The following is a 24665-nucleotide window of genomic DNA, read 5'->3' on the forward strand; positions in this document are numbered from 1 at the left end:
CCAACGTATTTTAAGGAAAAGAATATGTTTCGATACAGCAAGTTTTTTCTATTGTTCTCAACCGCGCTCATTCTTGCGCTTTCTTCTATCGGCGGCGCCGAAGCGAAACGCTTTGGCGGCGGCCGGTCATTTGGCGGTAAATCCTTTTATAGCCAACCTTTCAAACGGTCCCAGCTGCAACGGCAACGCACCTTCAACCAACAAAAAGCCATTCAACGCAATCAAACCAGCCGTCAATCCTGGCGCAACCGGGGCGGCCTTTTGGGATGGCTGGCGCCATTCGCCATCGGCGGATTGTTGGGGGCGTTATTTTTCGGCGGCGCTTTCGAACATTTGAATTTAATGGATATCTTGGTATTCGGAGGGCTGGCGTTGTTGGCTTTTAAGTTACTTTCGCGCCGTTCAGGCGCCGCCGCGGAAACCCCGGTGGGCGCCATGGGGGATTATGCCAACGCTGGCTTTCGCGAAAAAACCAGCGCGCCGTTTGATACCGATATCCTTGGTAAAAAAGACCGTAGCCAGCCTTTATCAAGCCATGACTTGCCGGCGGAAATTGAAATTCCTTCGGATTTCGATCTGCAGGGATTTTTGGAAGGGGCCAAACGGGCATTCAGACAGCTTCAGGAAGCCTGGAATCGAAATGAATTGGCCGAGATCCGCGGACTGACCACCGATGAAGTATTCATCGAAATCAAACGGCAAAAAGCAATGGCCGATCATGATTTGCCTGTCAAAATCCTGGATTTGGATGCTGAGCTGGTGGGTTTTGAGGAAGATGCCCACTACCAACAGGCAAGTGTTCTGTTTACTGCCAGAATCCAGGAGGGCTCACACTCGCCTGAAACTATCCAAGAGGTCTGGCATTTTGTTCGTCCACGACGGGGATTCAATGCCACCTGGCAATTGGACGGGATCCAGCAAGTGGAAGACTAAATCTCCCACTGCGCCTTCCCAATTGGGATGAATTCCAAGCAGTACCGGAACATGCCAAAACCACAGGCATGTTCCGGTTTTAACGTTTTACCTAAATTTTGCAAGTGATTCGAGCTCCGAGGGTGTCAAGCAAGGTTTTAGGCAAGGCGGCAAACCAATTTTCGCGCAGGAGTAGCAGCGCTACTTCGAGCATAAAATTGGTGCAGCCAACGCAGCATAAAGGCTTGATTTGGCAGCCAAATGCCGAAACATTTGCATAACTTAGGTTTCAATTATTGGGATTGCGGAACCTGGACATCGTTCAAGGTCAGTCCTCCGAGATCCCAATTGTCAATATCAGCCATATCACCGCCTTCATGCTTGATTTGGCACACATAATTCTTTCGCACCATGGGATCTCCGGGATGCGGCCGCACATCTACATGGGATTTGATAATAAAACGGCCAAATCCGATATCCCAGGAATCATAATCCCTGTCGGAAAAAATCAACGTGGCATCATCGTCAAATTTGTCCTTGACGAATTGATTACATTGGAGCAGTGCCATGGCGGTTCGGGAGTCATGCACTTCAGTCATTTGTCCGGACTGTTTTGGATCGCCCGTAAACACGCTGCTATCTAGCACCTTAAAGACAAACGGCACGATTGCCTTATTGAGTAACACGTACAATGCCACCACGTAAACCGCTAGCATGACAAGGGAATATTTATTTTGAATCAACTTTTGAAACATGGTCACCTCTTCTGTTCGAAGCCATCATCCTAATTCTATTAGGGAAGTTCACGTTTTTGACGAACATATATCACTATAGTTCTACCGTACCCTCGCCTTGGAAATCATACTGTCTTCAAGGGTTTTTGGCTAGACAATGGTTGTACTAGCCAAAATTAGTGTGTAATTTAGATTATTGAATTTCACCAACTAGAAAAACGGTTCAAAATGACTGTGGGGAAAGCACTGCTTGACAGTAAAAAAGATTTACTGATCTCTGGAATCACCTTTGTCGGTATTGCGCTTTGTCTGTATTTGGATTCACTAGCAGACTTGAAGTTACAAAACGCGCTGGGGCAATGCGCCTGGGTGGCTTTGTTTGGGTTACTTATCTGGGAATCCAACCTGGTACGGTTGCAGGTATTGATTGCCGTACTGTTCGCCACTGCGGGAGAACATTTCGCCTCAGGTTATATGGGCGGTTATATTTACCAATTCCATAACATTCCCGCTTATATTCCGCCAGGCCACGGTATGGTGTATCTAACCGCAGTAGCATTGGCCCGTTCCCCGATATTTCAACTATTTCAACGCCCTATAATTTGGAGTGTCTTGCTGATAATGGGGCTTTGGTCGTTATGGGGCGTCACCTTTGCCGGGCGCGGTGACTGGATTGGCATGATCTTGTTTTTAGTCTATTTACCCTGGGTGCTATGGGGACGGGCGCCATTGGTTTACACTGCCGCGTTCTTTGTCACCACCCATCTTGAATTGATAGGCACCTCTCTGGGAACTTGGACTTGGGTACCCCTGGATCCCATTTTATCTCTCCCCCAAGGCAACCCTCCCAGCGGCGTGGCCGCCTGGTATTGCTTGGTCGATGCCGTTGCCTTAGGTGGCGCTACCTATATCTTGAACAGTCTCTCTTGGGTGAACTCTCTGTCTTCTTCGCTGTTTACCCATGAAACCGGGGACTGGGTTAGTGTTGTTGCTGAGGATTAGATAGGGCCAATATTAAGGCAGACTGTTTTTTGTCTGAAGTAAATGCCCACATAACTTGGTATGAGTTGAATACACGGCACCGCTTAAAATCGGTGCCGTGTTTTTTCATTTTAACGGGATGCTTTTTCCCGTAATAGTTTGGCTGCCGTTACCATCCGTGTCAGGGCTGCATCCACTTCTGGCCACTGGCGGGTTTTCAGACCGCAGTCGGGGTTGACCCAAAGCCTGCCTACGGGGATTTTTGTCATTGCCGCTTCCAGCAGAGTAACGATTTCCTCTACTGTCGGAATATTTGGCGAATGAATGTCATAGACGCCTGGCCCGATTTCGTTGGGATATTCGAAATTGGCAAAGGCGTCCAAAAGCTCCATTTTGGAACGCGAGGTTTCGATAGTGATGACATCGGCATCAAGCGCCGCGATGGATTCAATAATGTCGTTGAATTCGGCGTAGCACATATGGGTATGGATTTGGGTTTCATCCTTGACGCAGGAGGCGGCGATGCGAAAACTACGCACCGCCCATTCCAGATAGGCGGGCCAGTCCTTTTTCCGTAGCGGCAAGCCTTCCCGCAGGGCGGGTTCGTCGATTTGAATCACGCCGATACCGGCCTTTTCCAGATCAGACACTTCATCCCGCAGCGCCAGGGCGATTTGCAGGCAGGTATCACTGCGGGGCTGGTCATCACGCACAAATGACCATTGCAACATGGTGACAGGACCGGTCAACATGCCTTTCATGGGCTTATCAGTCAAGGATTGGGCGTACACGATCCATGCCACCGTCATGGCCTGGGGGCGTGTCACATCGCCATAAATAACCGGGGGCTTGACGCAACGAGAGCCGTAGGATTGGACCCAGCCATTTTCCGTAAAAGCGTAGCCGGACAATTGTTCGCCAAAATATTCCACCATGTCGTTGCGTTCCGGTTCACCGTGTACCAAAACATCCAGTTCATATTCCTCCTGTTTTTTCACCATGTAGGCGATTTGCTCCCGAAGAAAGGCAAGATACTCCGGTTCCGGCAACTCCCCATTTTTAAATGCCCGCCGTTTGCTTCGGATTTCCTGGGTTTGAGGGAAAGAACCAATTGTCGTCGTCGGCAGCAATGGCAGCCGTAGTTTTTGCCGTTGGGCCTGGCGGCGGATAGGGTAGGGACTGGTGCGCTTGTCATAGTTTTCAGGAATTTCCGAGATACGCTTGCGTACTACGGGATTGGTGACCCGCTTGGAATGCCGGCGTGACTCAAGGGCGCTGCGGCATAGCCTTAATTTTTCAGCGGCGCTTTCGGTATCTTCGGACAAGGCTTGCTTTAAGATGACGATTTCCTCCAATTTCTGGGCGGAAAACGCCAGCCAGCTTTTCAGTTCCGGATCCAGTTTGGTTTCTTCGGATAAGTCCACGGGGGAATGCAGTAAAGAGCACGAAGGTGCCAGCCACAGATTTTCCCCTCGGCGTTGATATAAAGGCGTCAGTTTTTCCAGAATGTGATCCAGGTCGGCGCGCCATATATTTCGGCCGTCAATGATGCCAGCGGACAGGACTTTGTGGGTGGGCAGCCAATCGTCCACCCGGCCTAATTCATCGGCGCCGCGCACGCCGTCCACATGCAGGCCGGCCACTGGCAGGTCACACGCCAGCTTGAGATTTTCTTCCAGTGGGCCGAAATAGACCGTCAGCAATAGATTCAGCCCGCGAATCTGAAGCTTGTTGTAAGCGTTTTCAAATGCGGTCTGCCATTCGGTGGGCAAATCCAGTGCCAGAATGGGTTCGTCAATTTGCACCCAACTGATCCCTTGTGCCAGTAATCTGGCCAGTATTTCGCCATAAACAGGAAGTAATTGCGGAAGCAGTTCCAGCTTGTTGAATTCCTTGCCCTGGCATTTTCCCAGCCAAAGCCAGGACAAGGGGCCGAGGATGACGGGTTTGACGCCGGTTTTCAGGAATGACTGGGCCTGGGCCGTTTCCTGGAATAGCTTATCGGAGGAGAGCGCAAAGGTTTGATTGGGCTTCAGTTCCGGGACAATGTAGTGATAATTGGTATCAAACCATTTGGTCATTTCACAGGCCGGTTGCGGATCACCGCTGGGGGCACGGCCTCGGGCCATGCGGAAATAGGTATCCAGGGACACATTGCCGCCGTTGTGCTGGAATCGCTCGGGAACACAGCCCAACAGGCAGCTTATATCCAGCACGTGGTCGTACCAGGAGAAATCTCCCACGGGTATCCAGTCCAGTCCGGCTTGCTGTTGCAATTGCCAATGTCGTTGGCGTAGCTGCTGGCCGGTGTGTTCGAGTTCCTGGGCGTTAATTTTGCCTTGCCAATAGGCTTCAACGGCTTTTTTCATTTCCCGCTTCAGGCCGATGCGGGGAAATCCCAAATTGTGGGCGATGGTCATGGGAATGAACTCCTTATTTGAAAAATTGACAGGGTGAAGTATGGCGGGGTAGGTTTATGAATTCAATTGATGAATATTCAACGATTCTTGAGATAAATTCATGAATATAGAAATCAAGCATCTTCGAACTTTGAAGATGCTGCAACAAACCGGCAGTTTGGTGGGCGCGGCGCAGCGGCTTCATCTGACACAATCCGCCCTGTCCCATCAACTCAAGGCGCTGGAGGATATTTGTGGCAGCGCCTTGTTTATACGCAAAAGCAGGCCCTTGGTTTTTACGCCCGCTGGTAAGCGATTATTGGCCCTGGCGGATCTGGTATTACCCGCACTGCAAGCAGCTGAACGGGATCTCTCCCGATTGAACGGAGGGCAAAGCGGGCGGCTGTTTATTGTAATTGAGTGCCACAGTTGTTTTGAGTGGCTGCTCCCGGCCATGGATGTTTACCGGGAAGCCTGGCCGGAAGTGGAAATGGATCTCACTTTGGGGTTTAGTTTTGAGCCGATTCCGGCACTGCTGCGGGGAGATGTGGATTTTGTCGTCAGCTCCGACCCTGTTTCTATTCCTGGCGTGGCCTATGAACCGTTGTTTGCTTTCCAGGTAATGCTGGCGTTGGCCAAGAATCATCCCTTGCTGGAGAAATCCGTCATTGTCCCTTCAGATCTGCAGGATCAAACCTTGATTACCTATCCGGTGGAACGGGAGCGTCTCGATATCTTCAAAAACTTTCTCGATCCTGCTGGCATCAATCCCGCTGGCCACAGAACCTGCGAATTGACCGCGATGATGCTGCAACTGGTGGCCAGCCGCCGCGGTGTATGCGCCTTGCCCAACTGGGCTCTGGCGGAATACCTGGTCCGGGATTATGTGGCGACGCGGCCGCTGGGGCCACAGCCAATGTGGGGCACGCTATATGCCGCCATCCGGCAAGACGAGCGCGATCTCAGTTACATGAAAGAGTTTCTGGAAACCGCGCGGGAGGTATCTTTCAAAAATCTCAAAGGAATCCGCGTTGCTCCTGGAGAGATTGGGAATGAACTCAATTGATAATCAAAGACTGTTTGATAAGCATCGCTTGAATCTAGCTTGTGATAACATTTACACCCATCAAAATTGTGTTTTCCCCTTATTTCATAAAGGTATGTGCATGTGACAACTGCTCAAGACTTGCTCCAGTACGTCCTAGATGCCCTGGATGAATTGAAAGCCCAGGACCTTACCGTGATTGATGTCCGTAATAAAACCAGCGTGACTGACTACATGGTCATTGCTTCCGGGACGTCTGACCGCCATGTCCATAGTTTGGCCAAAAACGTGGTGGAAAAACTCGCCGAGCGAAAAATCAAGCCCTTGGGCGTTGAAGGGGAGCACGCCCGGGATTGGGTGCTGGTGGATTTAGGGGATGTGGTGGTGCATGTGATGTTGCCCCAGACTCGGGAGCATTATCAGCTAGAGAAATTGTGGCAAGTGGATTTTGCCGAAGAAGCCAGTGGTTAATAAAAAAACTTGCCTATGAATTTATGCAGCCAAGGTGCTGGGGTATTTCTTCCGTGGGACGTCGTAAACTCTTCCCTGAGGACTTGATGGCGGCCATCCAGGCCGCCAACACCCACGGAAGAAATACCCCAGCACCTCTAGAATCTTAAACTGCTAAATCTTTATAGGCATGATAAAAAAAGCTTAAAGATTCATTCGTGAATTCTCATCGTATAAGAAACGAAAACAGCAACCTCTGGGCTAGGGCAGCCGGATAACCAACTGGCCTTTTTTGTCCGAGGTGTCCAACCAGGTAATTTCCAGGCGGTCGCCGGGACTGCTTTCCTTAATCTTAAAAGTGAAGAATGGATCAGGCGCCAGCCCGGGTTCTAATTGTCCCTCGAAAATCAGCTCTCCATTCAAAACCAGGTTGAGCCTTTGAATATACGCCTTGGGCCACGGTGCTTGCGTATCGAGTTCGGCTGAAGCGGACATCAATAAACGTACTTCGACGCTGCCATCGGCAAAGCGTTTACTTCGATGCTCCACCTGCATCAATCGCAACCTTTTGTCACGCTGATTTTTGCCTCCTGACGGTAATAGCGGCCGTTGGCCCGGACGATAGCAATGATAGTGCTGTCCATGAGTACCCTAACACGGGTACGGAAATAGGGGGCCATGATTTTGGGGTTCAGATTGATTCGGGCGACCAAGGGGTTGGGGTTGTTATCTACCAATACTGCCATAAAGTCCGTTTGTTTCAATTGGCAATCTATTTTTATGGGCACCGCCATCCGGCTTTCCGCGGTAGTGGGGGCGATTAAGCCAACCCCTAGGTGAGAGATGGGTTTTTGACCGTGTAATAGTTGTTGCAAAGTTTGTTCCAACGCAGATGTGGCGCTGATTGCTTTTGGGAGCCATAAACCGCCTGCCAACCACAAGTTATATTGCACAAACTTTCGCCGTGAAAACCCTGTCATCGGTTTCCCTCAAACAAAGCGTTATAGTTCATTGCCGCTAATTTTGGATTTGGTTGGCCGAAAATGCCGTTTATCACCGCCAAAAGGTCAGTGCCGGCTTGAAGCAAAGCTTTGCCATTGGTTGGGGTGATGCCGCCAATGGCGACTACCGGGCATTGAACTTTCTGTTTTGCCTGCTGCAATATTTCTTTGGAAACGCGAGGGGCCTGCGGTTTCGTGGAAGAGGGAAAAAAAGCGCCAAAAGCCACGTATGTTGCATGATTTTCACACGCAGTAATCGCTCTTTGCAGATCTCCGTAACAGGAAATGCCAATGATGGCTTCCGGGCCTAGATACTGGCGGCCTGCTTGAATGGAAAGGTCTTCCTTCCCCAGGTGCACCCCGTCCGCGCCTATGCGTAGGGCCAAATCCAGATCATCATTGATAATTAACGGCACACCGTAAGCGTGACACAATTGCAATAATTCCTGGGCTTGGGAGTCGGATGCCCGGCGCTGCTTATCGCGCAATTGCAATACCCGAATGCCGCCTTGCAAGACCAGTTCCACCTGCTTGATAAGCTGGTCGAAACCCTCAAATGGCGGGGTGATGGCATAGGTTCCGGAAGCAGGGAAGGGTAAAGCCATTATAATCCGCGCCTGGGGAATAGTTGGCCGTGGCCTGGGCGAAAGGAATGGCGTAATGTCTCCCAAGTATATTGTTGGGCTTGTTCGACCGCTTGTTGCAGTTTCATCCCTCGGGCTAGCAGGGCAGCGATGGCTGAAGCCAAGGTACAGCCGGAACCATGGGCGCCTTCCGGTAAGCGCTCCCAAGTGTAGGTTTGGCAATTTTCCTCGTCATAAAAAATATTCTCCACTTGGAGTGTCTCTTCATCGCCACTGGTGATGAGAATCGATTGGCACCCTTTTGTTAAAAGGGTTTGGGCGCACTGTTCTATTTGGTCACTATTCACTAACCTGCGGGCTTCTTGAAGATTAGGGGTCAAAATGGTTGTCAGAGGCAAGAGATGGTTGATCAGCGTTTCAAGTAATTTATCATTCGCCAAATTGGTTCCGCCACCGGCTTTCAGTACAGGATCCAGTACAATGGGAACTTCCGGCAGGGAAGAAAGCCTATCAGCAATCACTGAAGCAATTTCGGCAGAGCCAAGCATGCCGATTTTAATTGCCTGGAAAGAAATATCTGCCAGCAAAGTATCCAGCTGGCATTGAAAATGCTCGGGCCGTTGAGGAAAAACTTGCGCCACATTTTTGCTATCTTGTGCAGTCAAGGCGGTAATCACGCTGCAAGGATGGCATCGGTGGTGAACGATTGTTTCAATATCGGCCTGAATGCCAGCGCCACCAGTAGGGTCGTGGCCTGAGATAGTTAAGACGCAAGGGGGAGACGACTTATTCATGGCAACAAAACTTTGGACAGCACATTTGTGTGTACTTTGCGGTTTTTTGTACGAAGAGGAACCACCTGGCGTTTTTGCTAAAGTTTCAGAAAATCAACCACGGTGGGAAGAGCTTCCCGATAGTTGGCGTTGTCCAGATTGCGGTGCACGAAAAAGTTTTTTTGAGAAGATAGAAATCAACTTGCCTACAGAAGAGAGTCAAATTAGTCTGTAATTTCACCGGGTTTAATAGAGGCGGAAAAAAATTGTAAAGTGCAGCGTTCCGACCATTGATTTCTACTAAACTTGAGTCATATCATTCAAAGCTGCTCTTTCCCCAGTATGAAGTCCGGCAAAAAAAATTATAACACCCTCATCAGCCACATCCGCGGTTTCTGTGACATCATCAGGGGAATTGAAGCCCATCCCAGCGGTAACTTAAAGCCGGATTTGTTCAGGATTCTGTCGTTGATTTCCGAAGAAATGATGTCTCTGAAAGTTGCAAAGGACAGCCATTTCGTTGCCCTCCCGGATTTGGATTATCGCTATGAAATGTTCTGCCGCCTGCTCGAAGTTTTAGCACCCCGGATTAACAACGCCGATGCTGAAAAGCGGGAAACTTTGGTGAGCAACTTGGCGGATGATCTAACTGATTTATATTTCGAACTGAAACGGGGTCTTGATCTTCTTGCTCTGGATCCCGCGCACCCGCTTTCCGCTTTGTCCTTGTGGCGCACAGGATACGAACTCCACTGGAAGGAGCATTTAGAAAGTGCACTGGTGCTGTTGAATCAATATTCTTATGGCCATTTGAATTAAATTTATTGCATAGAGCAATGCTCGAATTTAACTCTCTTCCATTATTAGAAATGACAAGAGTAGGAGAAGAGGGTTTAGGTTAAACCCCTAAAAACAGCCGCTCCGGTGCTTCCAGAATTTCCTTGATGGTGCGCAAAAACAGGACGGCTTCGCGCCCGTCGATGATGCGGTGGTCGTAGGTTAGGGCCAGATACATCATTGGCCGGATGGCGATTTCGCCATTTTCCACGACTGGCCTTTCTTTGATGGCGTGCATGCCCAGGATAGCGCTTTGGGGTGGGTTGAGCAGTGGCGTGGAGAGCATGGAACCGAAAATGCCGCCATTGGTGATGGTGAAAGTTCCGCCTTCCAGTTCCTCGAAAGAGAGCGTGCCTTCGCGGGCTTTGTTGGCGAATTCAACGATTTTTTGTTCAATGGTGGCAAAATCCATTTGATCGGCGTCCCGCAAGATAGGGACAATCAATCCCCGCTCCGTTGAAACCGCGATGCCAATATCAAAATAACCATGATAGATAATGTCCTTGCCGTCAATGCTGGCATTGACAATCGGGAATCGTTTTAAGGCTTCCACCGAGGCTTTGACAAAAAAACTCATAAATCCGAGTTTAATCCCGAATTGTTTTTCAAATGCCTGCTTGTAGTGTTGCCGTAGCGCCATGACTTGGGAGAGGTCCACCTCGTTGAATGTGGTGAGCATGGCGGTATTGCGCTGCGCTTCCAATAGCCGCTCTGCAATGCGGGCGCGGATACGGGTCATGGGAACGCGTTTTTCCGGGCGCTGGCCTACGGGTGTGGGAGCAGGGGGCGGGGTCTCAGCTTCGGTGATGGGCGGCGCGGTGGTTTTTTTGGCTTGTTCGGCTTTCTGACGGGCTAGATATTCGAGCACGTCGGCTTTGGTAATGCGGCCATCTTTGCCGGTGCCGGGAATTTGGCTGGGATCGAGATTGTATTCTGCAATGAGCCTTCTTACCGCGGGGCTCAAAGGCGGGGCGGTTTCCACCTTTTCCAGGGGAGCGGCAGGTTGAGCCGGTTTTTGGGGTTCCGTGGATGGCTGGGCAGAGGACAGGGTGGCCAATAATTCGCCGCTGGTAACGGTGTCGCCTTCGGGATGGTGGACTTTTTCCAATATCCCATCTTCCGGCGCTGGAATCTCCAAGACTACTTTGTCAGTTTCCAGATCGACCAATTTTTCATCTTTCTTGACCGGTTCGCCCGGTTGTTTGTGCCAGGCAGCGACGGTGGCGTCTGCTACTGATTCTGGAAGCGAAGGAACCCGGATTTCTGTGCTCATTTAACCTGTGGCTTGCAGTTTGATTTCAGGATGCAGGGCGGCGTTTATGATAGCGCGTTGTTGTTCAACGTGCATGTGGAAATAACCTTCGGCCGGTGCGGCATGCAGGGGCCGGCCCACATAGGTCAGTTTTACCTTGGGCTGCAGTGCTTGCAGGAAGCGGTGGCGGATCTGATACCACGCCCCCTGGTTTTGGGGTTCTTCCTGACACCAGACCAGTTCTTTGAGGTTCGGATATTGGGCCAAGGCTTCTTGCAATGCTTCGGTAGGAAAGGGATAAAGTTGCTCCAGACGCAGAATGGCAATGTCGTCAATATCTTCCTGGCGTCTCGATTCAAGCAATTCATAGTAGATTTTTCCGCTGCAAAGGATGACCCGGTAAACCTTTTGTTTTTCAATAGGGTCGATTTCGTCGATGACCAGTTGGTAGCGTCCCTCGCATAATTCATCCAGGTTCGAGACAGCGAGCCGGTGACGAAGCAAGCTTTTAGGCGTTAACGTAATCAATGGTTTACGATAAGGGCGCAGCATTTGCCGGCGCAGCAGATGGAAAATCTGTGCCGGAGTGGTGGGGATGCAGACCTGCAAGTTATCCTCGGCGCATAATTGCAGAAAACGTTCCAGGCGGGCGGAAGAATGCTCCGGGCCTTGGCCTTCATAGCCGTGGGGCAAGAACAGTACCAATCCGCTCAATCGTCCCCATTTGGCTTCGCCAGAGCTGATGAATTGATCGATGACCACTTGCGCCACATTAGCGAAATCGCCAAATTGCGCTTCCCAAATCACCAGGCTTTCAGGTTCCGCGGTACTGTAGCCAAATTCAAAACCTAATACCCCTTCTTCAGACAACAGAGAGTCATAGAGAAAAAACCGGGTTTGATAGTGATAAGCGATTTTTTTCAAAGGGATGTAGGGTTCGCCGGTGTGGTGGTGGTAAATAATGCCGTGGCGATGAAAAAACGTGCCGCGGCCAGCGTCTTGTCCCGACAGGCGGACTGCCTTGCGGTCCGCCAGCAAGGTAGCATAGGCCATGTTTTCGGCATAACCCCAATCGACGGGCAATGCGCCAGCGGTCATTTTACGGCGATTTTCCCAGATTTTAGCGACCCTAGGATGAAGCTCGAACCCTTGGGGCAATTCCAGCCACATCTCAGCCAGTTCCCGCAGTTTCGCCAAGGGCACCGACGAGTCATAAGGCACGTTCCAGCGGCTGTGCAGATATTGGCTCCAGGCTACCTTATGGGTGTTGAATGAGTTCTCAAGCATTGGCCTGAGCACTGGGCCGCCTTTTTCCAAAGCGGAGATATATTCCTGTTCCATCTCTTCAGGTTCGTCAGCGGAGATGATGCCTTCTTCAATCAGTTTTTTCGCATAAAGTTGCCGAACACTGGGATGTTTGCGAATCATGGAATACATCACCGGCTGGGTCACCGCCGGTTCATCCGCCTCGTTGTGACCGTGGCGGCGATAGCAAATCAGATCGATGACCACATCTCGGTTGAAGGTCATGCGGTAATCCAGGGCTAGCTGGACGACATAGAGCACGGCTTCAGGATCATCGCCGTTGACATGGAAAATCGGTGCTTCCACCATTTTGGCCACATCCGTGGCATAGGTGGTGGAGCGGGCGTCAAAGGGATTGCTGATGGTAAAGCCGATCTGGTTGTTGACCACAATATGGACCGTGCCGCCCGTATGAAATGCCCGGGTTTGGGCCATTTGCAGGGTTTCCATGACCACTCCTTGGGCGGCGAAAGCGGCGTCGCCGTGAACCAGCAGCGGCAGGATTTGATTGTGTGCGTTTTTGCCGATCCGGTCTTGCCGGGCCCGGACCGAACCTTCCACTACCGGATCGATGACCTCCAAATGCGAAGGGTTGAAAGCCAGCGCCAAATGAACTGGCCCACCCGGCGTAGCGACATCGGAAGAGAAGCCCATATGGTATTTCACATCCCCGCTGGTGCCTTCGCTGGGCTTGGCTTTGCCTTCGAATTCTTCGAATAGCGCGGAGGGCTGTTTGCCGAGAATATTGATTAAGACATTGAGCCGTCCCCGGTGCGCCATCCCTAGGACCACTTCCCGGATGCCGGCTTCGCCGCCGTGCTGAATAATTTCATCCAACAGTGGAATCAAGCTTTCTCCGCCTTCCAAAGAAAATCGTTTTTGCCCAACGTAGCGGCGGTGGAGATATTTTTCGATTCCTTCGGCAGCGGTCAAAAGCTTTAACAACCAGCGTTTTTGTTCTGGAGACAGCTCGATTTGCGCTTGGGAGGTTTCCAATCTCTCCTGGAGCCAGGCGCGGATTTCGGACTCCAGAATATGCATGGTTTCGCTGCCGATGGCGCCGCAGTAAGTCCGTTTCAAGCGCTGGAGAATATCGCGCAAGGTGAGTGTATGGCAGCCTGCCAGAAGCGACGCGTCGAATTCGGTATCGAGATCGGCGTCATTCAGTCCGTAAAAGGTAGGGTCCAGTTCCGGAAGATAGGGTTTGGGACTCAAAGGCAGGGGATTGTTATCCGCAATCAGGTGACCGAGCAGCCGGTATTGATCAATCAACCGGTTAACCGCGATTTGTTTTTGGCAAAGGGTTTCAGGTACAGCTTCAAGTACTGTTGTCGGCCGATGGCGGACTAGCTGCCGGAATTGCTCTTGGATTTCCCGGTGGGGAACGTCTGTAATCCCCGGAATTTGCCTTTGCAGGGTTTGAAAGCGCTCCCGCCACTGGGCTGGCACTTTGTCGGGATCTTTTAAAAAGCGTTCGTAAAGTTCTTCCAGAAAAGCGGCATTAGTACCATAGTAGGGCGAGGTTTCTTGAAATTTTCGCAGAATATCGTTCATCTGATATGTGAAGTCTGAAAGCAATCTCGTTAAAACTTAGGTAAAGATGCCCATCCGCCAGGAGATTCGTTACAATTTCATGTTTAGCTAGGTTTTGGTACCAATCTATTCCAATGAAGGGTGTGAGTTGTATCTCTGCAGCAACTTATCCGTGTTCTTTTGCAACAGATATCCTACCCTATTAAGGGAATTATAGGCATATTATTGTCGCATTGACGGTATTTTTACCCTCGGTTGGCTTTTTTCCGGGAAAGATGCCGCTATTTTCTGTTTCGGTTCGCAGCTGCCTTTTCCCTCTGAATTTGTATAAAGTCAATAAGTCGTCCCGTGTCCGTGAAAAACATACTCCTATAGGTTTTTATGAAGTTAAGATTAAATCTGCATGGTGATTAGCAAATTGTTTTACCAAGTCCGGGGCTGGGCCTTTCGATGATGCGCCTTATTAAGTTTTTTTTACTAGACCGTTATCTAATCCGGGAAGTTCTCAAACCATTCATTGCCATCTGTATGCTGTTTATTCTTATGTTTGGTGGATACAGCACGGCCAAAATCCTCTCTGATGCAGTGGCTGGATTATTGCCGGTGGATATTGTCACTCAATTGATTGCCCTAAAGGTGGTCATTGCTCTGGAAGTGCTGTTGCCCATAGGTTTGTATTTGTCCGTGGTAATGGGCTTGGGGCGGTTGCATACGGATTCCGAGGTGGTTGCCATGGCGGCGTGTGGTTACAGTGAAGGGAGGATTTTGTGGACGGTATTTAGATTAGGGGTATTAATAGCATTGATCGTAGGCTTTTTTTCTATGATGCTGCGTCCTTTGGCTTATGAAAAAAGCTTTACCCTTAAAAACCGTGCAGAGGCCCAATTTGACATTAACAAGCTGGAAGCAGGACGCTTCTACGCCAGCGAATCCTCTGATTACGTCATTTTCGCCGAAGCTGTGGACCGCAAACAAAAACGACTGGAAAAAGTGTTTTTCAGTCGGGGGTTGAAAAGCAATCAAAAAGTAAAAACCGTCTATGCGCAAATCCTGTTCCAGGAAGAAAAAAAATCCAATGGTGATACGCTGTTAAAATTTGAGGACGGGTATGCCTATGAGCTAGCGTCTAAAGGCACCGGAGACTTTGTTCTCAAGTTTCACCATTTGACTTTGACCTTGGCAGGGGCGCCAGAACCCATGGGATACAAAAGCAAAGCAGCTGAAATGAAACAGTTATGGGGCTCCAGCAATCCCAAAGATATTGCTGAGCTGCAATGGCGGTTGTTGCGTCCAGTTTCCACTGTTATTTTGGCTATGCTGGCGGTGCCTTTGAGCCGTACTGAGCCTCGCAAAGGGCGCTATGGAAAGACCATCCTTGCCATCGTGTTGTTTGCGGTGTACTACAACTTGAGCGGGATGGCCAAAACCTGGGTTAAGGAGGGCGTGATAGGTCCTATTCCTGGCGTTTGGTGGCCTGATTGCCTGTTGCTGGCGATCTTGTGTGTTTACTATTGGCCAGCCTGGCGCAGTTGGTGGCGGGCGCGGCAATTGAAAGCTGCGCCTTTGCATTGATATGAATCTTTTAGAGCGTTATTTAGGACGGGAATTTGCCAAGGGCTATCTGATTGTGCTCTTGGTGCTTTTGGGACTGTTTGGGTTCTTGGACTTGGTAGATGAACTAAGCGAAGTGGGTGAAGGCAATTACCGGCTCAGGGATGCCTTTATATTCGTCGGATTGACTTTTCCCACCAAGATGCTTGATTTTGCCGCTATTTGCACCTTGATGGGCGGTAGTTTTGGATTGGCTGGCTTGGCCAAGGGAAGCGAGTTGCTGGCGGTGCGCAGTTCCGGTATGTCAATGGCGCAGATGGTTGTGGCATTACTAAAAAGTGTGCTGATTATGGCGGCGTTATTGGTGGTGATTGCCCAATTCATCGCTCCCCGATGTGAACGCTGGGCATTTCTCCATCGCCATCAGGCACTGGTAGGGAGTGACAGCCTGCGTACCGAACAGGGTTTTTGGTCCCGGAACCGGCTGCAGTATTTAAATGTCGGCATCATACGGCATAGCCGGATACCGGAGGATCTGAATATCTACCAGTTCGATACCGATGGCCGTTTACAGGAGTTCATCCATGCCAGGCGTGCGGATATCAGCGACCGCGCTCACTGGATTCTGCAGGACGTTTACATCAAGAGCTGGAACCGTGGCTTGTTGAACACCCAGTATCGCAAGCAATGGCGTTGGGATTCATTTTTGACTGCAGATCAACTGCAGGCTTTGGAACTCCCTGCTGAAACGCTTTCGGTAACTGAGTTATTCAGTTACATCCATTATCTCATCAATACCGGTCAAAACGCCGAACGCTACGAGTTGTTGTTTTGGCAGCGGCTGTTATTGCCTGTCACCATGGCCGTGATGGTTTTGCTGCTGGTTCCTATTATGGTTTCTAGTCCCCGAGCGCAAAGTTTTGGGTTGCAGGTGGCGTTGGCGGTGGTAGTGGGGCTACTGTATTTCCTGGCAACACAGGTGGTTGCCAATGCTGGATTATTATTGGGGATTGCGCCGCTGACGACAGCGCTGGTACCGACACTGACCGTCTTAGTTCTAGCCCTATTCCTTTCCCGGCGGGCTATCCGGCAATAGGCTTTGGCATTTCCACGATAAAGCTGCCTTCCTTGGCAAAAGTCAGGTTTTCGCCCAAACCCCGGATTTCCACGGAAAGCTGCCAGCCTTTCCTGCTCTTTTCTATTCGGTAGAGATGATAGCGGGCTCGGTAGCCTCAGCCTCGCTTTTACTTCGGCACTGATAGGCTCGTGGGCCACCGGTTTCGCGGTTTCTGGGCCTGGGTTTCCTGAGCGGTTTCTGCCATGACAGTATCCTCCTAAAACATGGTTGAAATGGACCTTAATCGTTTAATGGGGACACCACCATTTTTTCTTGCAATTTTTATGTCTTTATTCAATAACTAGAGTTTCAGCAATTCGGAGATAAAAACTCGAGATAAATATCAACTGTTTTTTGACATTTATTAAGTGGGCGCCCTCCATAGAAGCTGAATCTCTCGCTCGGGCAGATAGCTGTTGCGTACCCCGGCGGCTTTGCTATCGTCACTCTTGTGGTTCAGCGTTTTGTGCTAATAGCGTTTGCAGTTCGGCTTCAACGGTTTGTTGGATGAATTGCCTGGTTCCGCTTCTTATCAGCCCGGCCAACGGATCGATTGCCTGCATTCTATCTGGCAGCTCGACTACGTTACTCTGAGTCATGGTGGCAAATCTCCCCAGGCTGTTTGATTGTCTTGCACCATCAAATCAATACGCCGCCTCTATGAAAATCTTCATACACCAAATTTGGTTATAACTCGCAGTCATACAAAATATTCTCATAAACAATGGGGATTTAGTCTCCACTTCACAAATTTTCCGTGTAATAGTTCATAGATTTTATTAATCTACCTCCAATAAAATTGGCCTAAAAAAGGAATACGATTTTTTCTTTTTTCTCGATTCCATTTTATTCAGGAGATAAGAATCATGAAAAATCATGTTTTGATTACCGGAAAACTACTTATGACAGGCATTATTTTGGCTAATTTAACTCATGTAGCATGGGCAAAATCAGATTTGTTTGCCTTGCCGTTTTATGCCGAAGATCTTAAACCCGGTGAACGATGGTCCACCGACAATCACGCTAAAACCAAAACCCAAAAATTCGGTTATGACCTGGGCGTTAAAAGATATCTAGGCAACAACGAGTGGTCTCATCTTGTCACAGGTGGTGTCAACAGTAAAAATGAGGATTATCTAGTTTATGGCAAACCGGTTTATGCCATGGCAGATGGCATGGTGATCGGGTGCTGGCGAAATGCGCCTGAAAATCCGGCTCCTCGTCAACGTCATGTTAAGAAAAACTGGATGCCTGGGGGTGGGAATATGTTGTGGATTCAGCACAACGCAGGCGAACGAACTCTCTATGCTCACTTTCAGCCTGGTACAATTCCCAAGGAACTGTGCCCGAATGAGAATATGTTTTTTTCAAAAGAAAAGAACGAAAATGAAGTTTTTCTCCCAAAGGGAAAACAGGTCCCTGTCACTAAGGGCACATTTCTCGGGCTTGTCGGTAATTCCGGCAGTTCGTCCGCACCTCATCTTCATATCCATACAGAAAAAGTGGACAACAACGGAAATGGCGTCGCCGCCATCAAGATGTCCTATGAAAAAGGGCTTTTCACCCATCATTACAACAAAACAAGCGACATCAACAAATGGTCCAAATTTCCAAATAACAAGATTCCGGCAGGTCCTGTTTTGATCTGGCCTCCGCGTCGAGTTGGTGAGGAATACTCACGACATGGAGTGCCCGCAGGGATATTCCAGCGTCTTTTCGACCATCTCAACGATTCCGGATACATGCCGGTATGGATTGATGGCTACAGCGTTGGCGGTAAGACTTTCTACAACATGGTATGGAAGCCGGCAACGGTAAGTTGGCGTGCTTATTTTGGGCTCACCAGTCAGTCTTATCAAAACAAATTTGATCAGTCTGTCAATAAAGGATATAGGCTCATGCATGTGGACAGTTACCTATCCAATGGCAAAGTCCGCTACGCTGCAATTTTCCGTAAAGAAAATTTAGCGTTTCGAGCTTACCACGGTCTGTCCTATAACCAGCATGTCTCGAAAATGAACAGTGCTGTGGCGGCAGGATACCGGCCAACTGTGGTTTCGGTAGTCTCGGTTAATGGAGAACGGCGTTATACGGTGCTTTACCATAAAAAAAACATAGGCAGTTGGCGGCTTAAGTCACGCCTGTCTGCATCTCAGTATCAACAAGCGGTTAACGCCAACAAAAATGCCGGACGTATACAAATGTATATCAATGCATACATGCACAAGGGACGGCCTTATTTTAGCGCTATTTTCGCCAGCAAACCCCATGGCAAGTGGAAAGCGCGGCATGGTTTGACCAGTTCCCAATATCAGCACGAATTTAATAGCGCGATGCAGCAAGGACTACTGACCCGTGTGGTTTCCGGGTATGACGGCGCAAAAAGCAATCACCGTTTCGTTGGCGTGTGGCGGTCGGGAAACAAGGTTTCTGCCGTAGTAGGCAATCTTGGTTCTGTCCCGGCTGGTTTTGTTCCTGCCAATTCAAAATCCTATAAACTTCAGTCTGAGTTCGAAGATATCGAACTGGGCGGTACTTCAATTCCACGGACCAAAGCTCAAGCGGACTCGCCAGCCCATGGCAGAGCATTCCCCGGTCCAGTGGTTTTAACCGCCCGCCCCCAAGTCATCAACGTAACTGATTTTGGCGCAACTCCCGATGATGATGGTGATGATGATTGTTTTCCTATCCAGGCAGCAATTAATAGCGCCCAAGGGAATCTTGTATTTTTTCCACAGGGAACCTATCACATCGGCTGCACTATCAACGTGCCAAGCAACTCGCATTTATACGGTCAACCAGGTTTGTCAGTCATCGAGGTGACGAGCGCAGAATTGACGGCCTTCCAGATTGTCGACGTCAGCAACGTGAAATTCCGTGACCTAACTATTAAACTAAAAGGCAATGGTATCAATTTAAACCGGCTTTTACTCCGGGGTACAGGCATTTATCTTACAGAAGCTGAGAATGTCACCATCGAGAATATGCGGATTAATGATGGTTGGGCCGGGATTATTCTTAATGACAAAGCCGATATGTTATACAAGGCTGTTGAAGCGAACAGCGAGCTTTGCGGATTGCCAAATCCGAACCGGAATATTATCATCCGTAAAAACAGGATAAACGGGCAACGCAAGGCCGGAATTTTCATTCTGAATGTAGAAAACAGCCAATTCAGCTACAACCATATCGGGCATACTGAATTTGACGGTATTAAACTCGGTTGCGGGCCGGTAAGAAACAACAGGTTTGTTGGAAATTACCTGCATCATAACAAAAGGGATGGACTGGATGGCGCACTTGCCGGGGCCACGGATCCCTTTCAAGCTGCAGCTTTTGGCGGTATCTCCCGGAACATATTTAAGGGAAATTTGTTATACGACAATGGGCATTTTGGATTGGAGCTCAAAACAAATACCAGCGATGTGGACAGGAATAATTATTCGCCGTGCGAACTTCCCGGTCATTATTCTGTGGGGACCAACCGGATCATTTCCAATATTATCATCCGTAATCGATCTAGCGGCATTTCGTTACAAAAAACATGGCCTGATGGTTATCAATGTAAATCTTCTTGGCCTGCCCCGTTGAAACTGCAAACCCGAATTGTCCGTAATGTGATTTACGGCAATTCAAGTCCTGACGCGAATCATCAGGGCGGCATTTTCATGAACAAATCAAGATATATCTCCATTACCGGTAATTGGGTGGATGGGAACGAAGGCGACTGCGAGGTTTGTGCTATAAACAAAACCCGGCAGGTATCTGTAAAAAGGAATTTTGTTGAAGATAACAGGATTGACTTGTGGGTTGAAGACGATGTAAACCAGTTCAACCCAACTTGGGGACAGCACATCGGCCCAAATCAGCCGCCAGCTCAGAATATATTAAACAATATGGTAAGCAATATTTTCAGTACCTATCCTTACCATATGCAGGATAATGATAATGACTTCATTCCCAATGGCGAGGAAGTGCTTTTGGGAACCGATCCCAATATTCCTAATTAAAACACTTTAAAACAATAACGGGAAATCTCCTCGTCTTTGCCGGGTGACAGTAAAAGTTTGGCAGCTCCGGGAGTCCATCGGAAAAACGCTCAGTTGTGAGCTGCCAAGCACACGACAAAGGAGAATCTGATTGGGGGTACAAGAGTTTAAGCCACTTCAGATGGAAGTATAAGTATCGGTAGCGTTCATTACAAAATGACGAAGGAAGACGTTATCGACCGATTGAGGAGGCTTTTGGGAGAATTGTTTCACCGGTTGGCTGCGTAGAAGGAGAGCCGGATAAAAGCAGGGCATTTGATGATGGATCATGTGCATATGCTGATCAGTATACCGCCCACAAGTATGCGGTCTCGCAGGTGGGGTATATCGAGGGCAAGAGTGCAATCCCCGTGGCCAGGGTCTACGGAAAGCGCAAAAGGAACTTCGTAGGACAGCATTTTTGGCGCCGGGGGTTATTTTGTTTCCACGGAGGGTAGAGACGAGGAGTTGATCTGGGAGTATATTCAAGTATCAAGAGCAGGAAGACAAACGACTGGGATGAAAGTTGTTCAGTTGATAGTCGCCTTCAGGCGTCTCTTGAAACTGCCGCCTTGAGCGGCTCACAAAATTAAAGCCCCCGGTTTTGCTGGGAGGATACTTACTGGGTATTGCATCGCTTTTCACGGCTCTGGTACCGACACTGACCGTCTTGATTCTAGCTTGTTCCTCTCCCGGTGGGCTATCCGGCAATTGGCTTTGGCATTTCCACGATAAAGCTGCCTTCCTTGGCAAAAGTCAGGTTTTCGCCCAAGCCCCGGATTTCCACGGAAAGCTGCCAGCCTTTCCTGCTCTTTTCTATTCGGTAGAGGTGATAGCGGGCCCGGTAGCCGCGCTTGTGACCGATGGCCGAGGCGGAAGGGACGCCAATCATGGGAATATTGGTTTTATTGGGTCCTGGCAGCCAATGTAGTTGCCAAAGATGGGTATGGCCGTGGAGGATCAATTCACACCCGTATTGGCGCAGCAAGGTTTGAACCGGCTTGCTGTCGGTCAAGCGTTTTCTGGCTTTGATGGCTTCCGGGTGTGGCGGATGGTGAATCAGGATAATTCGAAAAAGATTCTGCTTAGCGGTTGCTTCCAGCAAGGCCGTTAGCCTTTGAATTTGCTCTTCGCCTACCATTCCGGTTGCCAGGAAGGGCGCGCTGGGAACCGCCGAATTGATACCGATAAGAGCCACTGGCCCACGGCGGCGGAAAAAGGGAAAAGTGATTTCGGTGGCAGAATCGGAAGTCATGTAATTTTGCCAATAGGCTAAAGATTCGTGCCAGGCCAGGGGAATGTATGTATCGTGATTACCGGGAACGACGCTGATTTGATCGGGAGCACCCAATCGTGTCAACCACTGAGCGGCCTGTTGGAATTCGCGATCCAGGCTGATTTGTGTGAGATCGCCGGTAATCGTGATATGATCCGGCTCCTGACGGTGAAGGTCGGCAATTAGAGCCGCTAAAACTTCAGGCCGGTGTTCATGGCGGCGCCTGAGTTGCCAGGAAAGATAACCCAGGATGCGTTTATTCAATAAAGATTGAGGTTGAACGCCTGTTAGTGGCGTTAAATGGGGATCGGTTAAATGGGCGAGCGTAAAGTTTTCTTGTGGCATGACAACATTTGTTAGCGGAGAATCATTATTGAAATGGATGGAAAAGACCATCACCCAGCCATTTCCAGAACCAGTGCAATCTCTGGTGGAAGCCATCCGGAGAAGTTACGGCGAGCATGTCGTGGCAGTGCTGATGTATGGTTCGTGTTTGCGTAGCGGCGATCCCTTCGATGGCCTGGTGGATCTATACGTTTTGGTGGACGATTATAACAAGGCGTATCGCAAACGCTGGCTATCCTGGGCAAACCGGCTTTTGCCGCCCAATGTGTTTTATTTGGAAGCAAATTACCAGGGCCGTACCCTGCGGGCCAAATATGCGGTAATCACGGCGAAAGATTTCGAGCGGGGGATGAGGTGGTTTCACTCCTATTTGTGGGGGCGTTTTTCCCAACCGTGTCTTATTCTTCATATCGGCGAATTGGATAAAGTAGACGCTGTTTTGCCGAAGGCAGAACAGTCAATTCCTCAATGGGTTGCCAAGGTCCTGATTAAAGCCGCTGCCACTTTTGTCACCAACACGGTGCCCATGTTGCCGCCCTGTTTTGATGTTCGTACTTTGTGGACGACGGGATTACAGTTGAGTTATGGTGCTGAGCTGCGGGCGGAAATGGGGGAAAGCCGGGCGAACCAGTTGTTTGACTATGCCAAAAATTACTACCAAACTTTGACACCGTTTTTAATCCAGCAATTGCCTTACGCCAAGAAAAAGGAAACCGAATCCTATTGTCTAGAAATCCCGGAAACAAAGCGGCTTAGATGCCGAATTCTTTGGAAGGTGAGGCGCTTGCAAGGCAAGATTCTATCATTGTTGAGACTTATCAAAGCGCTGTTCACTTTCCAGGGAGGGGTGGACTATATAATCTGGAAACTAGAACGCCATTCGGGGAGAACGATCGAGGTCCCCCCCAAAGTACGCCGACATCCCTTGGTTTTTGGCTGGGTGATGCTTTGGCGATTATATCGGCAAGGAATATTTAGGTAGTTACTAAAGAGTAGCTATAACATTCTCGCATACGCATTCTTCAAACCAGTAACCAGTATCGAGAGTTTATTATTCGTAAGCTTTTTGTGGGCGTTCAGAGCCTAATACTTTGGGAGTGTCTTTGGTTAATTGTTTGACCATATCCTCCCAGGATTGATATTTTGCAAATTGCTTATCTCCACTAGCGATTTTGGCGTTCACTTCCTGCCGCGCCAGTTCGATAACTTCTTCTGCGGTTTTGCCGTCCACCGCATCCAAAAAGGCGTCTTCCCCCCCTTCTTCGGTTTTGAGTTTTTGCAGGGTGCCAAAAGCGATTTGAAATTCTAGTCGCTTGCTATCATCGCGAAGGTAGTTTTTGATGATTTTGGCGGAACGATAAGCATTTTGCAGGGAATTAGCATGAACCTTGCGGGTGCTGGAACAAGTTGCAGGCAAGAAAAACATTGCGGCAACGACAATCAGCACAATAATTCCGGCTTTGATTTTGGTGTCCATAATTTGCAGGCGTTTGATTGAAAACCTGCAAATTATACCTGATTTTGAGGTTATGTCTGATAGTCTGTTTAAGCATTGGTTGATTTGGCTGGATTATTGAAGGCACAGGTGTTTAGTGCAGCCAGATTTAGAATGTTGGTTGAAGCTGCCTTTTAGGGACCACATTTTAGTTGCTGAACCAAAGAATTCCTGCAATAAAATTTTGGATTTGTTAAATTCCAACCAAAGCGTGATGTAGGTGGCTTAGCTGAAAATTGTGAAACTGAAAAGCGGTATTATTTTGATTAAAAAAAGGAGCAACTTATGGCGGAAGGCTTGACTGAGCAGCAATTGAACGAATTCACACGTTGCCTGAAGGAACGTTATTGGCAGCTTCGCCAAGAAATTCGTGATGAATTATTACGAACCGATGAAGAGCAATATATTGAATTGGCTGGGCGAGTTCATGACCCAGAAGAAGAAGCCGTGGCTGACTTGTTAGTGGATTTGAATCTTGCGTCAATCTCCAGGCATATTCAGGAGCTGCGTGAAATTGACGATGCGTTAATCCGAATGGCCAAAGGTACTTATGGATTTTGCGTAGATTGTGATCAGCCAATCCGTCTGGAACGTTTGAAGGCAAGTCCCACGGCAAAACGCTGCATTACCTGTCAGGATCTTTACGAGAAAACCCATGGCGTCAATGCGCCATCAATCTAAAGATTATGCCAAAAAACGATGGGTGGCCGCCTTTGGGGAGCGGTGGCGGCCCCATCAAAAAACCGGCTTCGGTATTTAGATTCCGCAGGCCCCTATGGGGGATGAACCTGGAAGGCTTGCTTCACAAATTTTGGCTTGGGGCGAGAAATAACGTCTTTTGCCGAGCATCCATGGGCTACCAGCCAAAACATCTAAAATCAAGGCGGAGGCCGGATCCATTTTTTCCAGAAAATATTCTTCGGTAGCAAATTTTTGTCCAACCGGTAAATTGGCAAATTCCATGGATTCACACAATTGTACTTGGCGAAATTTTTCAAATCGTTCCCGCATTAGTCAGGCTCCTTAAATTTAACATGTGAATTCTAG

Annotated in this window: 21 protein-coding genes; 10 read left to right on the plus strand and 11 right to left on the minus strand. The window is 49.1% G+C overall.

Annotated features, from left to right (window positions below; translation table 11 throughout):
- Nucleotides 1-24: 24 nt before the first annotated feature.
- Nucleotides 25-933 carry a hypothetical protein gene (locus AXA67_11460; GenBank protein KXJ39675.1) on the plus strand — a complete coding sequence of 303 codons (909 nt, stop codon included), beginning with the start codon at nucleotides 25-27 and terminating at the stop codon, nucleotides 931-933.
- A gap of 272 nt (nucleotides 934-1205) precedes the next feature.
- On the opposite strand, the gene AXA67_11465 is transcribed toward AXA67_11460, so the two are convergent.
- A complete protein-coding gene (locus AXA67_11465; protein KXJ39676.1) occupies nucleotides 1206-1667 on the minus strand; it encodes a hypothetical protein in 462 nt (153 codons plus the stop codon).
- Nucleotides 1668-1874: 207 nt separating this feature from the next.
- On the opposite strand from AXA67_11465, the gene AXA67_11470 reads away from it, so the two are divergent.
- Complete coding sequence (locus AXA67_11470; GenBank protein ID KXJ39677.1) at nucleotides 1875-2648, plus strand: hypothetical protein; 774 nt, start codon at nucleotides 1875-1877, stop codon at nucleotides 2646-2648.
- A 110-nt stretch (nucleotides 2649-2758) separates the two neighbouring features.
- Here AXA67_11470 and AXA67_11475 read toward each other — a convergent pair whose 3' ends face one another.
- Complete coding sequence (locus AXA67_11475; protein KXJ39678.1) at nucleotides 2759-5047, minus strand: 5-methyltetrahydropteroyltriglutamate--homocysteine methyltransferase; 2289 nt, start codon at nucleotides 5045-5047, stop codon at nucleotides 2759-2761.
- A gap of 100 nt (nucleotides 5048-5147) precedes the next feature.
- On the opposite strand from AXA67_11475, the gene AXA67_11480 reads away from it, so the two are divergent.
- Nucleotides 5148-6092 (plus strand): XRE family transcriptional regulator, encoded by a 945-nt coding sequence (locus AXA67_11480; GenBank protein KXJ39679.1) that lies wholly within the window; start codon nucleotides 5148-5150, stop codon nucleotides 6090-6092.
- Between the two features lie 102 nt (nucleotides 6093-6194).
- Entirely contained in the window at nucleotides 6195-6542 is a 348-nt protein-coding gene (locus tag AXA67_11485) for a hypothetical protein (GenBank protein ID KXJ39680.1), read from the plus strand.
- 240 nt (nucleotides 6543-6782) lie between these two features.
- Here AXA67_11485 and AXA67_11490 read toward each other — a convergent pair whose 3' ends face one another.
- Genes AXA67_11490 through AXA67_11505 form a run of 4 tightly spaced genes read right to left on the minus strand, consistent with a single transcriptional unit; the run spans nucleotide 6783 to nucleotide 8900 of the window.
- Entirely contained in the window at nucleotides 6783-7076 is a 294-nt protein-coding gene (locus tag AXA67_11490) for a hypothetical protein (protein KXJ39681.1), read from the minus strand.
- Nucleotides 7076-7501: a hypothetical protein gene (locus tag AXA67_11495; GenBank protein ID KXJ39682.1), complete on the minus strand. Its 426-nt coding sequence runs from the start codon at nucleotides 7499-7501 to the stop codon at nucleotides 7076-7078. Before AXA67_11495 ends, AXA67_11490 begins: the two co-directional genes overlap by 1 nt.
- Nucleotides 7498-8127 carry a hypothetical protein gene (locus tag AXA67_11500; protein ID KXJ39683.1) on the minus strand — a complete coding sequence of 210 codons (630 nt, stop codon included), beginning with the start codon at nucleotides 8125-8127 and terminating at the stop codon, nucleotides 7498-7500. The genes AXA67_11495 and AXA67_11500 overlap by 4 nt, the downstream gene beginning before the upstream one ends.
- On the minus strand, nucleotides 8127-8900 hold the full coding sequence (locus AXA67_11505; GenBank protein ID KXJ39684.1) for a hydroxymethylpyrimidine/phosphomethylpyrimidine kinase: 774 nt from the start codon (nucleotides 8898-8900) through the stop codon (nucleotides 8127-8129). The genes AXA67_11500 and AXA67_11505 overlap by 1 nt, the downstream gene beginning before the upstream one ends.
- A 321-nt stretch (nucleotides 8901-9221) precedes the next feature.
- Here AXA67_11505 and AXA67_11510 point away from each other — a divergent pair, with 321 nt between their 5' ends.
- Nucleotides 9222-9698, plus strand: coding sequence for a hypothetical protein (locus AXA67_11510; protein ID KXJ39685.1), 477 nt, complete (start codon nucleotides 9222-9224; stop codon nucleotides 9696-9698).
- 79 nt (nucleotides 9699-9777) lie between these two features.
- On the opposite strand, the gene AXA67_11515 is transcribed toward AXA67_11510, so the two are convergent.
- Together AXA67_11515 and sucA are read right to left on the minus strand one after the other, a co-directional pair.
- Nucleotides 9778-10989, minus strand: a complete 1212-nt coding sequence (locus AXA67_11515; protein KXJ39686.1) for a dihydrolipoamide succinyltransferase — start codon at nucleotides 10987-10989, stop codon at nucleotides 9778-9780.
- Nucleotides 10990-13827 carry a 2-oxoglutarate dehydrogenase subunit E1 gene (gene sucA / locus AXA67_11520; protein KXJ39687.1) on the minus strand — a complete coding sequence of 946 codons (2838 nt, stop codon included), beginning with the start codon at nucleotides 13825-13827 and terminating at the stop codon, nucleotides 10990-10992.
- Nucleotides 13828-14256: 429 nt separating this feature from the next.
- Between sucA and AXA67_11525 the strand changes: the two genes are divergently transcribed.
- From AXA67_11525 to AXA67_11535, 3 genes are all read left to right on the plus strand, one after another.
- On the plus strand, nucleotides 14257-15378 hold the full coding sequence (locus tag AXA67_11525) for a hypothetical protein (protein KXJ39688.1): 1122 nt from the start codon (nucleotides 14257-14259) through the stop codon (nucleotides 15376-15378).
- 1 nt (nucleotide 15379) lies between these two features.
- Complete coding sequence (locus AXA67_11530) at nucleotides 15380-16453, plus strand: hypothetical protein (GenBank protein KXJ39689.1); 1074 nt, start codon at nucleotides 15380-15382, stop codon at nucleotides 16451-16453.
- Between the two features lie 887 nt (nucleotides 16454-17340).
- On the plus strand, nucleotides 17341-20484 hold the full coding sequence (locus AXA67_11535; protein KXJ39690.1) for a hypothetical protein: 3144 nt from the start codon (nucleotides 17341-17343) through the stop codon (nucleotides 20482-20484).
- Between the two features lie 718 nt (nucleotides 20485-21202).
- Here the strand turns inward: AXA67_11535 and AXA67_11540 are convergent.
- On the minus strand, nucleotides 21203-22174 hold the full coding sequence (locus AXA67_11540) for a hypothetical protein (GenBank protein KXJ39691.1): 972 nt from the start codon (nucleotides 22172-22174) through the stop codon (nucleotides 21203-21205).
- On the opposite strand from AXA67_11540, the gene AXA67_11545 reads away from it, so the two are divergent.
- A complete protein-coding gene (locus tag AXA67_11545; protein KXJ39692.1) occupies nucleotides 22152-23105 on the plus strand; it encodes a hypothetical protein in 954 nt (317 codons plus the stop codon). The genes AXA67_11540 and AXA67_11545 overlap by 23 nt on opposite strands.
- Before the next feature lie 69 nt (nucleotides 23106-23174).
- Here AXA67_11545 and AXA67_11550 read toward each other — a convergent pair whose 3' ends face one another.
- Nucleotides 23175-23600 (minus strand): hypothetical protein, encoded by a 426-nt coding sequence (locus AXA67_11550; protein KXJ39693.1) that lies wholly within the window; start codon nucleotides 23598-23600, stop codon nucleotides 23175-23177.
- A 303-nt stretch (nucleotides 23601-23903) separates the two neighbouring features.
- Between AXA67_11550 and AXA67_11555 the strand changes: the two genes are divergently transcribed.
- On the plus strand, nucleotides 23904-24299 hold the full coding sequence (locus tag AXA67_11555; protein KXJ39694.1) for a conjugal transfer protein TraR: 396 nt from the start codon (nucleotides 23904-23906) through the stop codon (nucleotides 24297-24299).
- Nucleotides 24300-24374: 75 nt separating this feature from the next.
- Here the strand turns inward: AXA67_11555 and AXA67_11560 are convergent, their stop codons facing one another.
- Nucleotides 24375-24629 (minus strand): hypothetical protein, encoded by a 255-nt coding sequence (locus tag AXA67_11560; protein KXJ39695.1) that lies wholly within the window; start codon nucleotides 24627-24629, stop codon nucleotides 24375-24377.
- Nucleotides 24630-24665 lie beyond the last annotated feature (36 nt).

Source organism: Methylothermaceae bacteria B42, assembly GCA_001566965.1.
Lineage (GTDB): Bacteria > Pseudomonadota > Gammaproteobacteria > Methylococcales > Methylothermaceae > Methylohalobius.

Bases quoted from the DNA above. Each gene is read 5' to 3' on its own strand.
- AXA67_11525 (KXJ39688.1), top strand. From the start codon at position 14,257: ATGATGCGCCTTATTAAGTTTTTTTTACTAGACCGTTATCTAATCCGG.
- AXA67_11505 (KXJ39684.1), bottom strand. From the start codon at position 8,900: ATGAATAAGTCGTCTCCCCCTTGCGTCTTAACTATCTCAGGCCACGAC.
- AXA67_11550 (KXJ39693.1), bottom strand. From the start codon at position 23,600: ATGGACACCAAAATCAAAGCCGGAATTATTGTGCTGATTGTCGTTGCC.
- AXA67_11560 (KXJ39695.1), bottom strand. From the start codon at position 24,629: ATGCGGGAACGATTTGAAAAATTTCGCCAAGTACAATTGTGTGAATCC.
- AXA67_11530 (KXJ39689.1), top strand. From the start codon at position 15,380: ATGAATCTTTTAGAGCGTTATTTAGGACGGGAATTTGCCAAGGGCTAT.
- AXA67_11460 (KXJ39675.1), top strand. From the start codon at position 25: ATGTTTCGATACAGCAAGTTTTTTCTATTGTTCTCAACCGCGCTCATT.
- AXA67_11470 (KXJ39677.1), top strand. From the start codon at position 1,875: ATGACTGTGGGGAAAGCACTGCTTGACAGTAAAAAAGATTTACTGATC.
- AXA67_11535 (KXJ39690.1), top strand. From the start codon at position 17,341: ATGAAAAATCATGTTTTGATTACCGGAAAACTACTTATGACAGGCATT.
- sucA (KXJ39687.1), bottom strand. From the start codon at position 13,827: ATGAACGATATTCTGCGAAAATTTCAAGAAACCTCGCCCTACTATGGT.
- AXA67_11500 (KXJ39683.1), bottom strand. From the start codon at position 8,127: ATGGCTTTACCCTTCCCTGCTTCCGGAACCTATGCCATCACCCCGCCA.
- AXA67_11495 (KXJ39682.1), bottom strand. From the start codon at position 7,501: ATGACAGGGTTTTCACGGCGAAAGTTTGTGCAATATAACTTGTGGTTG.
- AXA67_11490 (KXJ39681.1), bottom strand. From the start codon at position 7,076: ATGCAGGTGGAGCATCGAAGTAAACGCTTTGCCGATGGCAGCGTCGAA.
- AXA67_11555 (KXJ39694.1), top strand. From the start codon at position 23,904: ATGGCGGAAGGCTTGACTGAGCAGCAATTGAACGAATTCACACGTTGC.
- AXA67_11540 (KXJ39691.1), bottom strand. From the start codon at position 22,174: ATGGTCTTTTCCATCCATTTCAATAATGATTCTCCGCTAACAAATGTT.
- AXA67_11475 (KXJ39678.1), bottom strand. From the start codon at position 5,047: ATGACCATCGCCCACAATTTGGGATTTCCCCGCATCGGCCTGAAGCGG.
- AXA67_11465 (KXJ39676.1), bottom strand. From the start codon at position 1,667: ATGTTTCAAAAGTTGATTCAAAATAAATATTCCCTTGTCATGCTAGCG.
- AXA67_11480 (KXJ39679.1), top strand. From the start codon at position 5,148: ATGAATATAGAAATCAAGCATCTTCGAACTTTGAAGATGCTGCAACAA.
- AXA67_11510 (KXJ39685.1), top strand. From the start codon at position 9,222: ATGAAGTCCGGCAAAAAAAATTATAACACCCTCATCAGCCACATCCGC.
- AXA67_11515 (KXJ39686.1), bottom strand. From the start codon at position 10,989: ATGAGCACAGAAATCCGGGTTCCTTCGCTTCCAGAATCAGTAGCAGAC.